The following is a 14,887-nucleotide window of genomic DNA, read 5'->3' on the forward strand; positions in this document are numbered from 1 at the left end:
CGCGCCCCCGGCCCCCGGCCTGGTCCGCCGGGGCGACCCGCTACAGCTTCTCGACCGGGGCGTAGCGCAGCAGGAGCTGCTTGGGCCGCTCGTCGCCGAAGTCGATGGTGGCCTTCTCGTCGCCGGGGCGCCCGGTCACGGCGATGACGGTGCCGAGCCCGAACTGGTCGTGGGTGACGCGGTCGCCGACCGACAGGGAGATCACCGGGCGGTCGCCGGCGGAGCGGCGCGTGGCGAAGCCGCCGGTGCCCGAGCGCCCGCGGGCGGTGACGGAGGACGCGGCGGACGCCGCCGCCCTGGAGCCGCTGCCGCCGCCCGAGCCGGCGGACTGGGGCCGCCCAGTGCGCTTCCACTCTATGAGCGCGTCGGGGATCTCCTCCAGGAAGCGGGAGGGCGGGTTGTAGGAGGGCTGCCCCCAGGCGCTGCGCATCATCGACCGGGTGACGTAGAGCCGGTTGCGGGCGCGGGTGATGCCGACATAGGCCAGCCGCCGCTCCTCCTCCAGCTCCTTGACCTGCCCGAGGGCGCGCATGTGCGGGAAGACCCCGTCCTCCATGCCGGTCAGGAACACCACCGGGAACTCCAGGCCCTTGGCGGTGTGCAGCGTCATCAGGGTGATCACGCCGCCGGTGTCCTCCTCACCGTCGGGCGAGTCGGGGATCTGGTCGGAGTCGGCGACGAGCGCGACGCGCTCCAGGAACTCGGCGAGCGACCCGCTCTCCTCGCCCTCCCGCTCCTGCTCGAACTCCAGGGCGACGGCGGCGAGCTCCTGGAGGTTCTCCACCCGGGTCTCGTCCTGCGGGTCGGTGGACGCCTGCAACTCGGCGAGGTAGCCGGTGCGTTCCAGCACCGCTTCCAGGACGACGGCCGGGCCCGCCCCGGACTCCACGACGGTGCGCAGCTCGTCCATGAGCGTGTTGAACCGCTTGACCGCGTTGGCCGAGCGCGCGGCCATGCCGTACGCCTCGTCGACGCGCCGCAGCGCCTGCGGGAAGGAGATGCCCTCGCGTCGGCCGAGCGCGTCGATCATCGCCTCGGCGCGCTCGCCGATGCCGCGCTTGGGCACGTTGAGGATGCGGCGCAGCGGCACGGCGTCCTCGGGGTTGGCGAGCACCCGCAGGTAGGCCAGCACGTCGCGGACCTCGCGGCGCTCGTAGAAGCGGACGCCGCCGACGACCTTGTAGGGCAGGCCGACCCGGATGAAGACCTCCTCGAAGACCCGGGACTGGGCGTTGGTGCGGTAGAAGACGGCGACGTCGCCGGGGCGGGCGTCGCCGGCGTCGGTGAGCCGGTCGATCTCCTCGGCGACGTACTGCGCCTCGTCGTGCTCCTGGTCGGCGACGTAGCCGGTGATGACGGGGCCCTCGCCGGACTGCGTCCACAGGTTCTTCGCGCGGCGCCCGGCGTTGCGCTCGATGACGGCGTTGGCCGCGCTGAGGATGTTCTGGGTGGAGCGGTAGTTCTGCTCCAGCAGGATGGTGCGGGCCTGCGGGTAGTCCTCCTCGAACTGGAGGATGTTGCGGATCGTGGCGCCGCGGAAGGCGTAGATCGACTGGTCGGCGTCGCCGACGACGCACAGCTCGGCCATGGGCGTGGCGGGGGCGCCGTCCGCGGGCTCGGCGCCGGTGCCGACGAGTTCGCGGACCAGGGTGTACTGGGCGTGGTTGGTGTCCTGGTACTCGTCGACGAGGACATGCCGGAAGCGCCGCCGGTAGTGCTCGGCGACGTCGGGGAACGCCTGGAGCAGGTTGACGGTGGTCATGATGATGTCGTCGAAGTCCAGCGCGTTCGCGTCGCGCAGCCTGGCCTGGTACATCGCGTACGCCTCGGCGAGCTTGCGCTCGAAGGGATTCTCGGCGCGCGCGGCGAACGTCTCGTGGTCGACCAGTTCGTTCTTCAGGTTGGAGACCTGGGCGCTGAACGACTTGGGCGGGAACTGCTTGGGGTCGAGGTCCAGGTCCCGGCAGACCAGGGCCATCAGCCGGCGCGCGTCGGTGGCGTCGTAGATCGAGAACGACGAGGTGAAGCCGAGGGTCTTGGACTCGCGGCGCAGGATGCGCACGCAGGCGCTGTGGAAGGTCGAGACCCACATCGCGTTTGCGCGCGGCCCGACCAGCTCCTCGACCCGCTCCTTCATCTCGCCCGCGGCCTTGTTGGTGAAGGTGATGGCGAGGATGGAGCCGGGGTGCACGTCGCGGGCGGCGAGCAGGTGGGCGATGCGGTGGGTGAGCACGCGGGTCTTGCCGGAGCCGGCGCCGGCGACGATGAGCAGCGGCCCGCCGTGGTGCTCCACGGCCGCCCGCTGCTGTTCGTTGAGCCCCGCGACGAGCTGCGCGGGGTCGAGCACGGGGCGCGGCGCGCCGTTGCGGTAGTGCGCGTCGTGTGCCGGCGGGTCGTCGTACCGCCCCTGGAACAGGTCGTGCGGGACCTCCTCGCCGCCGGGGCCGTCGTCCGGTGGCGGGGGCTGCTCGCTGTCGGCGGGCCCGTGGGCCGCGTCCAGACCGTCCAGGAAGCTGTCGTCAAAGAGGCTGCTCATCGCCTCCCGAGTCTAGGGCCGACCGCCGACAGCTCAGGCCGGTCCGCGGAAGTCGCCGCGCGGACTCCCCCGGCTCAGCCTCAGCGCGGCCCCACCACACCGCAGGCGCACAGCGAATGCAGGCCGTACGCACAGGAAACTCCTCGCCCGGGTAGCCCGCTCGCCACGCTGGGTGACGCCGACCAGGCTTCGGCAAAAGATTACGAAAAGGTATCGACCCTTATCGGACATCGCCCTTCCCAGCCGTGCCGGGCTTTGGCTAGCGTGCCGCACCAGCCGGAACCGGCAGCGTCCGAGAGGAGTCCGTCCGCCATGGCGACGCACCGTAAGGCCCGTACCGCGCTCCTGAGCACCCCCGGCCCGCGCGCGGCCGTGGGGATCACCACCGCCGCGCTGGCCACCGTCACGCTGCTCAGCGAGAGCGCGAGCGCCACCCCCGCGCCCGCGAAGCCCGCGCAGCCGTCGATCAGCGAGGTCAAGAAGCAGGTCGACGCCCTCAACCAGCAGGCGGAGGCGGCGACCCAGAAGTACGACCAGGCGCAGGAGCAGACCACCTCGCAGAACGCGAAGGTCAACAAGCTGCTCGCGCAGGTCGCCCAGAAGACGCAGAAGCTCAACGACTCGCGGCGCGTGCTGGGCGAGTTCGCGGCGGCGCAGTACCGCAGCGGCGGCGACATGAGCACCAGCCGCTACCTGCTGTCGGACAACCCGCAGGACCTCGCCGCCGAGATCCACCTCACGGACGTGATGGGCAAGCGCGAGCGGGCCGCGGTCGTCTCCTACCAGACCCAGCAGGTCGCCGTCACCCAGCAGCGGGTCGAGGCGGCCAAGAGCCTGGCCACGCTGACGGCCAAGCAGAGCGAGCTGAAGTCCGCCAAGCAGGAGGTGCAGACGAAGCTCGGCGCGGCGCAGAAGCTGCTCAACAGCCTCACCGCGCAGGAGAAGAAGCGGCTGGCGGAGCTCCAGGCGAAGCAGGAGGCCGAGGCGAAGAAGAAGGCGGAGCAGATCGCCGCCCAGGAGAAGGCGAAGCAGGCGCAGGCCGCGAAGGCCGCCGCCACCGCGTCCGCCACCACGTCCACGTCCACGTCCTCCTCGACGGCCGCCGAGCAGGCCATCGCCTTCGCCCGCAAGCAGCTCGGCAAGCCGTACGTGTGGGGCGCCACCGGCCCGGACTCGTACGACTGCTCGGGGTTGACCCAGGCCGCCTACAAGGCCGCGGGCGTCACCCTGCCGCGCACCACCTACGACCAGGTGAACGTGGGCACCCGGGTCTCGGAGTCCGACCTCCAACCCGGCGACCTGGTCTTCTTCGACGACGACGAGCACGTCGGGCTCTACATCGGCGGCGGCGAGATGATCCACGCCCCGCACACCGGCACCGTGGTGAAGATCGCGCCCATCACCGAGATGACCTTCTATGCGGCCGTCCGCCCGTAATAGGGGCGCGTCGGCCGTCTCGTCCGGGTCGCCACCGCATGACCCGGATGTCCGATCAGCAAGTCCGCAAAACCCAAGGTCACAGAGCGATTTCGGTCACATTGCGATCCAAACTCCCCGAGATCCGCTGAAGTTGACTACGGTAACCCGCTAGGTGGTCCGCCTCCCGTCGGCGAAGGTCCGGCAGCGCATCACCTCCGCCTAATCCGGCCGGCGCCGGAACCGGGGACCCAGAGCACTTTGGGGTGAATCGGGGCAGACGCGACCCGCGTCCGCACCGTAGGGCGACCTTCCCCGCCCGAACCCGTCAGCTAACCCGGTCGGCGGTCCACGGAAGGAGTCGCCTCCTTGGCGTCGCACCGCAAGCCGCGTACCCCGCTCCTCGCGTCGACCGGCACCCGGGCCGCCGTCGGTCTCACCACCGCGGCCATCGCATCGGTCACCCTCCTGAGCGAGACGGCGAGCGCGGCCCCCGCGAAGCCCTCGCAGCCGTCGATCAGCCAGGTCAAGAAGCAGGTCGACACGCTCAACCAGCAGGCCGAGGTCGCCACGCAGAAGTACGACCAGGCCAAGGAGCAGACGGCGACCCAGCGCGCCAAGACCAACCAACTGCTGGCCCAGGTCGCCGACAAGACCGAGCAGATGAACGAGTCCCGGCGCGTGCTGGGGCAGTTCGCCGCCGAGCAGTACCGCACCGGCGGCTTCGGTGCCACCACGCAGCTGCTCTTCTCCGACGACCCGGAGAGCTTCCTGTCGCAGAACCACCTGCTGGACCGGCTGACCGCCACGCAGGAGCAGGCGCTCCAGAAGTTCAAGATCCAGCAGGAGCAGGCGTCGGTCCAGCGCGCCCAGGCCACCGCGAGCCTGAAGAAGCTGACGTCCTCGCAGACCACGCTCGCCACGCAGAAGAAGAGCGTGCAGACGAAGCTGGCCGCCGCGCAGAAGCTGCTCAACAGCCTCACCGCGGAGCAGAAGAAGAAGCTCGCCGCGCTCCAGCAGCCGAAGACGACGACTTCCTCCTCGTCGTCGTCCTCCTCCTCGTCGTCCTCCAGCACCACCCCCACGTACACCGGCACCGCGACCGGCCGCGCCGCCACCGCGATCCAGTTCGCGCTGGCGCAGCAGGGCAAGCCGTACGTCTACGGGGCCACCGGCCCCGGTTCGTACGACTGCTCGGGCCTGACCCAGGCCGCCTACAAGGCCGCCGGGATCAGCCTCGGGCGCACCACCTGGGACCAGGCCAAGCAGGGCACCGCGGTCTCCGAGGCCGATCTGCGCCCGGGCGACCTGGTGTTCTTCTACTCCGGCCTCAGCCACGTCGGGATCTACATCGGCAACGGCAACATCGTGCACGCCCCGCACACGGGCGCCACGGTCGAGGTCGCCCCGCTGAGCTGGATGCCGTTCGCCACGGCCCGCCGCATCGTCTGACGCGCCCGGAGCCCGTTCATCCCCGTCTTCGTCGCGGTGCTCAGGTCCAGAGCACCGCGATGAAGATGTTGACGACGGTCAGGCCGCCGACCGCGCCGAACAGGGCCGTCTCCACCTTCTCGTCGTCGCGCTTGACGTAGACCAGCGCGAGGATCACCAGCAGCACGGCCAGCTTGACGCCGATCTTGACGTTGCTGATGTGCCGGTCGTCGGCGTGCGCCAGACCGACCAGGGCGACGCCGGTCACCAGCATCGTGCACGCGCCGTAGAGCATGCCGGGCACGAAGCGCGGCTCGGCGCGGCCGGGGCCCAGCACCTTGAGTTGGGTGAGGAAGCCGCCCAGCAGCGCCGCGATGCCGATGATGTGCAGCCCGACGAAGACATTGATGAGGGTGTCCATGCGCCGGACCCTACGGCGCGCATAGCAGCCGGCGGCGGGCGGGGTGCCCGATGGCGGGGTTCGGTCGCCGGGCGCCGGGATGCGGGCAGCGCGCCTGCCGGAACCGTGCCGCATCCGGTCGGCCGCGACGAATTGCGGGCAGTCCCGGACAGCGGGGCGGGGCGGGGCCGGGTGAAGGCTTAGCGTCGTCGGCAGGTGGTCGGTTCCCATCGCCGTCGGTCCGCCCGCGGCGCGGCCACCTCCGCCGAGCCCGGCGGCGCCGCGTCCCCCCGTGCGCGGTGCTGCCGGGCCTCCTCGACGAAGGAGCGGCGGCGCCCGGCCCGGCGCGGCTCGGCTCGGCTCGGCTCGACGCAGGGGGTGGTCCGGCTCAGCGCAGGGTGACCCGGCTGGGGCCGTTGAAGGGGGCCAGGGACAGCACGGTCGCCGGGGTGCGCAGGCCGTCGTGGTCGGCGAAGAGCGCGCGGACCTCGGCGAAGGACACCTCGCCGCTGGTGACGCGGGCCGCGATGTCGTACAGGTCGCGGAGCCCGGCGGGCAGTCCGGTGCCGCCGGCGCACTCCGGGTCGGCCTCGGAGCCGGGGCCCCACACGTCCCACAGCAGGGTCTCCACCTTGTTGAGGGCGGCCAGGTCGAGCCGGATGTCGCCCGCCACGAACCGCTCCCCCACCATCGGCCCCTGCGGCAGGTGGAGCCCGAAGGACAGCGGGTCCGCGGTCCCGGCGCGGATCTGCCGCCACGCCTCGCCCGCGACGAGGAAGCGGTCCCGCGGCACGTCGGTCGCCTCGAACGGCATCGGGTACCACGCGGGGTCGGCGATCTGCGCGTCGGCCAGCAGCCAGCCGCGCTCGTCGTCCCAGTACTCGGTGACGACGTGGTCGAAGTGGAAGCCGTCGGTGCCGAAGTAGTCGGCGAACCCGGAGCGCAGCCGCGCCGGGATGCCGACGTGGCGCAGCAGCGACACGTGCAGCAGCGTGAAGTCCCGGCAGATCCCCACGAACCGGTCGGCCAGGTCGCGCCCCTTGCGCAGCGGCGCTCCGTCCCGGCTGACCACCAGCCGCAGGATGTCGTCCACGTAGCGGGTCTCCGCGTCGTCCCGCATCCGGTCCTCGGCGATCGGCACCCCGAACTGGCCGCCCTCCACGCGGTGGACCATCACCTCCCGCACCACCCGGGCGAGTTCGCCGACGTCCCGGGGCAGGTCGGCGTACCAGCCGACGAGTTCGCCCGGGTCGGAGAAGACGCTCTGCGCGGTGTAGAAGGCGGCTTCCGCCGGCGCGATCCGGTGTGCGGTCATGACGAAGCCCCCTGCTTGACCTTGCCCTTGGGACAGCCCCCATTGTGGTCGCACCGGCCCCACCGGGCCACCCCCGCCGACCCGCGGCCCTGTCCCCGGCCCGGTCCCGCCCCGCGCGGTGACTGGAAGGAGAACCGTATGACCACGAGCGGAGCGCCGCTGCTGACCATCGGGGCGTTCGCCGCGGCGGCCCGGCTGTCGGCGAAGGCCCTGCGGCTGTACGACGACCTCGGGCTGCTCACCCCGGCCCGGGTGGACCCCGCCACCGGATACCGGTTCTACGCGCCCGAGCAGCTCGAACGGGCCCGGCTGGTGGCGTGGTTGCGGCGGATCGGCATGCCGCTGGCCCGCATCCGGCGGGTCTGCGCGTGCGCCACGAACGCGGCGGCCGCGCAGGAGGTGCGCGGGTACTGGGCGCAGGTGGAGGCGGAGACGGCCGCGCGGCGCGACCTCACCGCGTTCGTGCTCGCGCACCTGAACCGCGCACCCGGGGGGCCGGGCAGCACCGCCGGTCCCACCACGTCAGGAGAGGAACCACCCATGTCCCACGGCACACTCACCCTCCGCTACGCCGCCCGCTCGGACGCGGGCCTGGTCCGGCCGGGAAACCAGGACGCGGTCCACGCCGGCGACCGGCTGCTCGCGGTCGCCGACGGCTTCGGGCCGGCCGGCGCCCCGGCCAGCGCCGCCGCGATCGAGGCGCTCACCGGCCTCGAGACGGCCGGGGCGCTCCCGCCGGGCAACCTGCTCAACGTCCTCCAGGACGCGGTGGAGGCCGCGGCCCGCGCGGTCGACGCCAGCACCGGGGGCGGCACCAGCACCGGCACCGGGCCGCGCGAGGAGGGCGCGATCCCCGACGGCACCACCCTGACCGCCATGCTGTGGACCGGCACCCACCTCGCCCTGGTGCACATCGGCGACAGCCGCGCGTACCTGCTGCGCGACGGCGAGCTGTTCCTGATCACCCACGACCACACGCTCGTGCAGTCCATGGTCGACGACGGCCGCCTCACCGAGGCCGAGGCCGCCTCCCACCCCGACCGCGCCCTGCTGCTGCGCGCCCTGCTGTCCGGCAGCCCGGCGCCCTCCGCCGACCTGAAGCTGCACGAGCCGCAACCCGGCGACCGCTACCTGCTGTGCTCCGACGGGCTGCCCGCGGCCGCCTCCGCGGAGGAGATCCGCCGGGTGCTCACCACCGAGGCCGCACCCGATGCCGCCACGGCCGCACTGATCGCGCTGGCCAACGCCGCGGGCGGCCCGGACAACGTCAGCTGCGTGGTCGCCGACGTGGTCTCCACCGCGGCCCCGGCATAACGGGACCGACCGCCGCATCGGGCGCCCGGAGAAGGTCACGGTTCGGGCATTCAGGCCGGCGCCGCGGCCCACCGGCGTAGTGTCTACGTTCGCCCGATGAGCCGACCCGACGGGAGAACCACCGATGCAAGCCCTGGAGGCGAGTTGGGGCGACTGGATGGCGGCCTTCCGGCAGCGCTACGACCGGCTGCCCGCGGCGGCCCCCGACATGCCCTGCCCCAACTGCGCCGCGCCCGAGCTGAACCTGACCTTCTGCGGCCTGCCGGCCGACCGCGTCGGCTACGCGTCCTTCTGGTGCGGGCGCTGCCTGACCGGTGTCCACCTCAGCCGCTGCGCGGTGCCCGACGACGTCCCCATGGACTCCCTGCACACCCCCGTGGAACAGCGCACCGCCCCCACCCCCGACTACACCCTGGTCTGGCCCGCCGACGAGGAGGACGGCTGACGGTGCGGCGCCCGGCGGCGGATCACACCAGCCGCCGCGCGGTCGCCCACCGCGTCAGCTCGTGCCGGTTGGACAGCTGCAGCTTCCGCAGCACCGCGGAGACGTGCGACTCCACCGTCTTCACCGAGATGAACAGCTGCTTCGCGATCTCCTTGTAGGCGTAGCCGCGCGCGATCAGCCGCAGCACCTCCCGCTCGCGCTGGGTGAGCCGGTCGAGGTCCTCGTCCACCGGCGGCGCGTCGGTGGACGCGAACGCGTCGAGCACGAAGCCGGCCAGCCGCGGCGAGAACACCGCGTCGCCGTCGCGCACCCGGAAGATCGAGTCGACCAGGTCGGGCCCGGTGATGGTCTTGGTGACATAGCCGCGCGCACCGCCGCGGATGACCCCGATCACGTCCTCGGCCGCGTCGGACACCGACAGCGCCAGGAACCGCACCGGCCGCTCCGGGTCGGCGCTGAGCGCCGCGCACCGCCGCAGCACCTCCACCCCGCCGCCGCCGGGCAGGTGGACGTCGAGCAGCACCACCTCGGGCCGGGTCGCGGTCACCACGCTGACCGCCTGGTCCACGTCGGCGGCCTCGCCGACCACCTCGACCCCGGTCTCCGCGGTGACCCCGATCTCCGCCTGGACCCCGGTGCGGAACATGCGGTGGTCGTCGACGAGCACCACCCGGACCCGTCGCTCGTCTCCCGTGGGCGTAGTCATGCCGCCGCCACCCTCTCCATCTCCAGTTCGACTTCCGTGCCGCCGCCGGGCGCCGCCCGCAGCCGGGCCTCACCGCCGTTGCGCCGCATCCGTCCGATGATCGATTCTCTTACGCCCATGCGGTCGCCGGGAACCTGGTCGAGGTCGAAACCGGGGCCGTGGTCGCGCACCGAGACGAACACCTTCGCCTCCTCGACCTCCGCGTAGACCTGGACCGCGCCGCCGCCACCGTACTTCGCACCGTTGACCATGGCCTCGCGCGCGGCCTGCATCTGCGCCACCAGCCGCTCGTCCAGCGGGCTGTCGCCGACGCACACCACCTCCACCGGCACGCCGTGCGCGTCCTCCACCTCCGCGGCGGCGGCCCGTACAGCCTCGGCCAGCGTGGTCGGCTCGTCGTCGCGGCCGGTGCCCTCCGGGCGGTACAGCCACGCGCGCAGCTCCCGCTCCTGCGCCCGGGCCAGCCGGGCCACCTCGCGCGGCTCGTCCGCGTGCCGCTGGATCAGCGTGAGCGTGTGCAGCACCGAGTCGTGCACATGGGCGGCGACCTCGGCCCGCTCCTGGGCGCGGATGCGCATCAGCCGCTCCGCGGACAGGTCCTGCGTCATCCGCACCAGGTACGGGCCGGCGATCAGCGCCACCCCGACCAGCACGGCGAGCGCGGCCTGGAGGATGCCGCCGAGGTGCCCGCCCGAGCCGCGCACCACGATGAAGCCGGTCACCCCGGCGATCACCAGCACGATGCCGCCCGCGGCGCGCACCAGCGGCCAGAACCGCTTGCCGTGGCTCATCTCGACCCAGTGCGCCTTGCGGGCGTTGTCGGCCTGCCGCCACACCAGCGCCACGCCGACACCGATCACCAGCAGCGGCCACACCGCGCGGTTGGCCGCGCCGAGGTTGAGGTTGCCCACGAGGATGCCGGTGCCGATCGCCAGTGCGATCAGCGCCAGCACCTGGCCCTTGTCGGGCCGCTTGCCCGCGAGCCAGGAGCGGGCGTCGCGCGGCTCCTTCGCCTCGGCGACCCCGCCGACGCCGAGCGGCACGAAGAACCAGAACACCGCGTAGAGCAGGATGCCGATGCCGTTGAAGACGGCGAGCAGCACGAACAGCGCCCGCAGCCACAGCACCGGCAGCCCGAGGTGGCCGGCCAGCCCGCGCGCCACGCCGCCGACCATCCGGCCCTCGGAGCTGCGGTAGAGCTTGCGCACCCCGCCGGCGCCGGGTTCCGGGGGCGCGAGGAAGGACGCGCCGGAGACGCCGCCGGGCGCTGCGGGCGGCGGCGGGGGGCTGGCTGACATACCCCGATCGTCACACAGGCACGCCCCGCGGGGCATCAGGGTGAACCCCCGTTGATGCGGGAACGGGACCCCCAGGGGACGTCCGGGGCGGGATCAGGGTCGGACCAGGGTCGGGGCGGGTGCCGGCGGGGCGCCGGACGGGCGACCATGGTGTCCATGACCGACCAGCCCGCCGACGACGCGGCCACCGCCACCGGCGGCCCGGCCGGCACCGAAGCCACCGGGGCCGACGCCGCTGCCGCCGACGCCGACGCTGCCGCCACCGCCGTCCCGGCTGCCGGCGCCACCGCTGCCGACGGCCGTCCGACCCTGCGGCGCGGCCACGGCGACAACAAGGTGATCGCCGGTGTCTGCCACGGCGCGGGCCGCTACTTCGACGTCGACCCGGTCATCATCCGGATCGTCCTCGCGGTGCTCGCCCTGACCGGCGGCATCGGCCTGATCATCTACGGGCTGGGCTGGCTGGTCGTGCCGCAGGAGGACGAGCAGGAGAGCGAGGCGCACCGGCTGCTGTCCGGCCGGATCGAGGGCGCGCCGCTGGTCGCCGTGCTGATGGCACTGGTCGGCTGCGGGCTGTACGCCTCGCTGCTGGGCAACGCCGCCAACCAGGCGTTCTCGCTGATCCTGCTGGGTTCCACCGTCGCCGCGCTGTACTGGTCGCAGCAGCGGTCCCGGCTGCGGGCGGCCGGTGAGGGCCCGCTCACGGCGGCGGGTTCCGTCGCGGACGCGCCGCCCGCCGCCCAGGCGCCGCCCGGGCCGGGCAGCGCCCCCTCCTGGTGGCGCGACCCGCTGACGAAGGCGCCGCCCTACCTGTGGGGCCCGGACGACGGGCCCTACGAGGGGCCGGACCAGCAGCCGTGGCGGGAGCGGCGCAGGGCGGAGCGCAAGGAGCGGAACTGGCCGTTCGGGCTGGCGGCGTTCCTGGTGGCGGCCACCGCCGCGGTGGTGGGCACCTCGGTGTCGCTGCCGCGGACGTCGGTGGGCAGCAGCCTGGAGATCGGGCTGCTGTCGGCGCTGTTCGTGTTCGGCGCCGCCTATCTCGTGGCGTCCTTCGCGGGCCGGCCGCGCGGGCTGACCGCGTTCTGGACGCTGCTGACCGTGGCCGGGCTGGTCGGCGCGGCCTGGCTGCCGAAGGACCAGCCGGGGTGGGGCACCACCTGGGCACCGGCGAGTGCGGCCGCGGTCCGGCCCGGGTACGAACGCGGGGTCGGCCACGGCGTGCTGGACCTGACGAACGCCGCCGCGCACGGCCGTACCGTCACCACGCGGCTGAGGGTGCGGGCCGGCGAGGCGCTGGTGCGGCTCCCGAAGGACGCCACCGTGGTGCTCAGCTACCACATCGGCGCCGGTGAGGTGCTGCTGCCCGGAGAGGACCACAGCGGAGTGGACATCAAGACCGGAGCCCATGACACGAAGGTGTACGCGGCCAGGCCGGGTACGGCGTCGGCCGGGACCGTGGAGGTGCGGGTCGACGTCGCCGTCGGGGACGTGCGGGTGGTCCGGTGAGGCGGCACCGCTTCGAACCGGCGGCCCTGGTGACGGGCCTGGTCCTGGTCACGCTGGCGGTGTTCTTCCTGCTCGACGTGCTCGGCGTGTGGGACCTGTCGGACCCGCGCCTCACGAGTGCGCTCGCGGGGGCGGGTCTCGGCCTGGTCGTCGCGACGTCGGTCGTCACGCAGGGGGTGCGGACCGTACTGGCCCTGCGGCGGCGGCGCTCGCCTCAGCGGTAGCCGGACCGGTGCCGCCTTCCGCGCCGCCGCCCGTCCCGGTGCGCCACTTCCTGATCAGCAGGTCGAGCGACAGGTACGGGGTGCCGGCGAGCAGCAGCGGCAGCCAGGCCATCAGGTAGATCAGGTCGTTGCCGTAGTAGTAGGGCGTGGTGGCCCAGCTGACCGTCAGCCACAGGCTCAGCGAGATCAGCGCGCCGCCGAGCGCGGCGACCCGGCCGAGCAGCCCGAAGAGCACACCGAGGCCGACCGCCAGTTCGCCGAGCGCGATCGCGTAGCCGAAACCGTGCGGGGCCTTGAGCGCGAGGTCGACCAGGCCCGGGATCGCCGCGGAGTCCCGCACGCCGTGCAGGGTCTGGAGCAGCGAGCCGTTCGCCGAGTCGGTGAAGAAGGTGTCGCTGGTCAGCTTGTCGAGCCCGGCGTAGGCGAAGGTCACTCCGAGGAAGATCCGCAAGGGCAGCAGCGCGTACCGGCGCGCGGTCTCCCGCCACATCTCCAGCATCTTCTTCCGCCTCTCCCGCCGCAGTTGGTGGGGTGGAAGTCGTCTTCCGTTGCAGCGGCGTCAGGAGGTGATACGTAGACCGGGGCGCCGCGACTCAACAGGCCGCGACTTTTCCCGGACCGGGCTTCGTGATGTCCCGGACCGGGCTTCGTGCCGGGCGGCCCGGCACGAAAAGCCCGCTCACTCCCACTCGATGGTGCCCGGCGGCTTGCTGGTGACGTCGAGCACGACCCGGTTGACGTCGGCGACCTCGTTGGTGATCCGGGTGGAGATCCGGGCCAGCACCTCGTACGGCAGCCGGGACCAGTCGGCGGTCATCGCGTCCTCGGAGGAGACCGGGCGCAGCACGATCGGGTGGCCGTAGGTGCGGCCGTCGCCCTGGACGCCGACCGAGCGGACGTCGGCGAGCAGCACCACCGGGCACTGCCAGATGTCGCGGTCCAGACCGGCCGCGGTCAGCTCCTCGCGGGCGATGGCGTCGGCTTCGCGCAGCAGGTCCAGGCGCTCGCGGGTGACCTCGCCGACGATGCGGATGCCCAGGCCCGGGCCGGGGAACGGCTGCCGCTGGACGATCTCCTCGGGCAGGCCGAGCTCCTGCCCGACCATCCGCACCTCGTCCTTGAAGAGCTTGCGCAGCGGCTCGACGAGGGCGAACTCCAGGTCCTCGGGGAGTCCGCCGACGTTGTGGTGCGACTTGATGTTGGCGGTGCCGGTGCCGCCGCCGGACTCCACCACGTCCGGGTAGAGGGTGCCCTGCACCAGGAACTCCACCGGCTGGTCGTCCGGCGCCTCGGCGACGATCTCGGCCTGCGCCTGCTCGAAGACCCGGATGAACTCCCGGCCGATGATCTTGCGCTTCTGCTCCGGGTCGGCGACCCCGGCCAGCGCGTCGAGGAACCGCTGGGAGGCGTCGACGATCTTCAGCCGCACCCCGGTCGCGGCCACGAAGTCCTTCTCGACCTGCTCGGTCTCGCCCTTGCGCATCAGGCCGTGGTCGACGTAGACGCAGGTCAGCCGGTCGCCGATGGCGCGCTGCACCAGGGCCGCGGCGACCGCGGAGTCCACGCCGCCGGACAGCCCGCAGATCGCCCGCCGGTCGCCGACCTGGGCGCGGATCGCGGCGACCTGCTCCTCGACGACATTGGTGGTGGTCCACTCCGGGGTGATGCCGGCGCCGCGGTAGAGGAAGTGCTCCAGGATCTGCTGGCCGTGCGTGGAGTGCATCACCTCGGGGTGGTACTGCACGCCGTACAGCCGCTTCTCGTCGTTCTCGAAGGCGGCGACCGGCACCACGTCGGTGCTGGCGGTGACGGTGAAGCCCGCGGGCGCGGCCGAGCAGGCGTCGCCGTGCGACATCCACACCGACTGCTGGTCCGGGGTGCCCTCGAAGAGGGTGGAGCCGGGCTTGGCGACCTCCAGGGCGGTACGGCCGTACTCCCGGGCGCCGGTGTTGTCGACGGTGCCGCCGAGCACCGTGGCCATCAGCTGGAAGCCGTAGCACATGCCGAAGACCGGGACCCCGGCGTCGAACAGCTCGCGGTCCAGGCGGGGCGCGCCCGGCTCGTAGACCGAGGAGGGGCCGCCGGACAGGATGATCGCCCGCGGCCGCTTGGCCAGCATCTCGGCGACCGGCATCGACGAGGGCACGATCTCGCTGTAGACCCGCGCCTCGCGCACCCGGCGCGCGATGAGCTGGGCGTACTGCGCGCCGAAGTCCACGACCAGGACGGTGTCGGTGGTGGTGTCGGTGGCGGCGGCGCCGTCGGGAGCGGGGTCGGCTGGGGTCGCTGAGGACAC

General features: G+C 73.0%; 13 protein-coding genes and 1 riboswitch. Of the genes, 6 read left to right on the top strand and 7 right to left on the bottom strand.

Annotated elements, in window-relative coordinates:
- Positions 1-40: 40 nt before the first annotated feature.
- Positions 41-2,536 carry a DNA helicase PcrA gene (gene pcrA / locus AC3EVP_RS01535; RefSeq protein WP_335978153.1) on the bottom strand — a complete coding sequence of 832 codons (2,496 nt, stop codon included), beginning with the start codon at positions 2,534-2,536 and terminating at the stop codon, positions 41-43.
- Between the two features lie 312 nt (positions 2,537-2,848).
- Between pcrA and AC3EVP_RS01540 the strand changes: the two genes are divergently transcribed.
- Together AC3EVP_RS01540 and AC3EVP_RS01545 are read left to right on the top strand one after the other, a co-directional pair.
- Positions 2,849-3,973 carry a C40 family peptidase gene (locus tag AC3EVP_RS01540; protein ID WP_435125026.1) on the top strand — a complete coding sequence of 375 codons (1,125 nt, stop codon included), beginning with the start codon at positions 2,849-2,851 and terminating at the stop codon, positions 3,971-3,973.
- 188 nt (positions 3,974-4,161) lie between these two features.
- A riboswitch (cyclic di-AMP (ydaO/yuaA leader) is annotated at positions 4,162-4,314 on the top strand.
- Between the two features lie 7 nt (positions 4,315-4,321).
- Positions 4,322-5,404, top strand: coding sequence for a C40 family peptidase (locus AC3EVP_RS01545; protein WP_435125028.1), 1,083 nt, complete (start codon positions 4,322-4,324; stop codon positions 5,402-5,404).
- Positions 5,405-5,444: 40 nt separating this feature from the next.
- Here the strand turns inward: AC3EVP_RS01545 and AC3EVP_RS01550 are convergent, their stop codons facing one another.
- Positions 5,445-5,804, bottom strand: a complete 360-nt coding sequence (locus AC3EVP_RS01550; protein ID WP_435125031.1) for a hypothetical protein — start codon at positions 5,802-5,804, stop codon at positions 5,445-5,447.
- 367 nt (positions 5,805-6,171) lie between these two features.
- Positions 6,172-7,098 carry a transglutaminase-like domain-containing protein gene (locus AC3EVP_RS01555; protein WP_435125034.1) on the bottom strand — a complete coding sequence of 309 codons (927 nt, stop codon included), beginning with the start codon at positions 7,096-7,098 and terminating at the stop codon, positions 6,172-6,174.
- A gap of 138 nt (positions 7,099-7,236) precedes the next feature.
- Here AC3EVP_RS01555 and AC3EVP_RS01560 point away from each other — a divergent pair, with 138 nt between their 5' ends.
- Both AC3EVP_RS01560 and AC3EVP_RS01565 read left to right on the top strand, forming a co-directional pair.
- Entirely contained in the window at positions 7,237-8,412 is a 1,176-nt protein-coding gene (locus tag AC3EVP_RS01560; protein WP_435125036.1) for a MerR family transcriptional regulator, read from the top strand.
- Positions 8,413-8,536: 124 nt separating this feature from the next.
- Positions 8,537-8,857, top strand: a complete 321-nt coding sequence (locus tag AC3EVP_RS01565) for a hypothetical protein (RefSeq protein ID WP_335978159.1) — start codon at positions 8,537-8,539, stop codon at positions 8,855-8,857.
- 22 nt (positions 8,858-8,879) lie between these two features.
- Here AC3EVP_RS01565 and AC3EVP_RS01570 read toward each other — a convergent pair whose 3' ends face one another.
- Complete coding sequence (locus AC3EVP_RS01570; protein ID WP_335978160.1) at positions 8,880-9,563, bottom strand: LuxR C-terminal-related transcriptional regulator; 684 nt, start codon at positions 9,561-9,563, stop codon at positions 8,880-8,882.
- Positions 9,560-10,861 (bottom strand): ATP-binding protein, encoded by a 1,302-nt coding sequence (locus tag AC3EVP_RS01575; protein ID WP_335978161.1) that lies wholly within the window; start codon positions 10,859-10,861, stop codon positions 9,560-9,562. Before AC3EVP_RS01575 ends, AC3EVP_RS01570 begins: the two co-directional genes overlap by 4 nt.
- 156 nt (positions 10,862-11,017) lie before the next feature.
- Here AC3EVP_RS01575 and AC3EVP_RS01580 point away from each other — a divergent pair, with 156 nt between their 5' ends.
- Both AC3EVP_RS01580 and AC3EVP_RS01585 read left to right on the top strand, forming a co-directional pair.
- Entirely contained in the window at positions 11,018-12,367 is a 1,350-nt protein-coding gene (locus tag AC3EVP_RS01580; RefSeq protein ID WP_435125041.1) for a PspC domain-containing protein, read from the top strand.
- Positions 12,364-12,591 (top strand): hypothetical protein, encoded by a 228-nt coding sequence (locus AC3EVP_RS01585; protein WP_335978163.1) that lies wholly within the window; start codon positions 12,364-12,366, stop codon positions 12,589-12,591. Before AC3EVP_RS01580 ends, AC3EVP_RS01585 begins: the two co-directional genes overlap by 4 nt.
- On the opposite strand, the gene AC3EVP_RS01590 is transcribed toward AC3EVP_RS01585, so the two are convergent.
- Both AC3EVP_RS01590 and guaA read right to left on the bottom strand, forming a co-directional pair.
- Complete coding sequence (locus tag AC3EVP_RS01590) at positions 12,533-13,090, bottom strand: DoxX family membrane protein (protein WP_435125045.1); 558 nt, start codon at positions 13,088-13,090, stop codon at positions 12,533-12,535. The genes AC3EVP_RS01585 and AC3EVP_RS01590 overlap by 59 nt on opposite strands.
- 180 nt (positions 13,091-13,270) lie before the next feature.
- Positions 13,271-14,887, bottom strand: coding sequence for a glutamine-hydrolyzing GMP synthase (gene guaA, locus AC3EVP_RS01595; protein ID WP_435125048.1), 1,617 nt, complete (start codon positions 14,885-14,887; stop codon positions 13,271-13,273).

The sequence above is a fragment of the Actinacidiphila sp. bgisy144 genome, assembly GCF_057708105.1.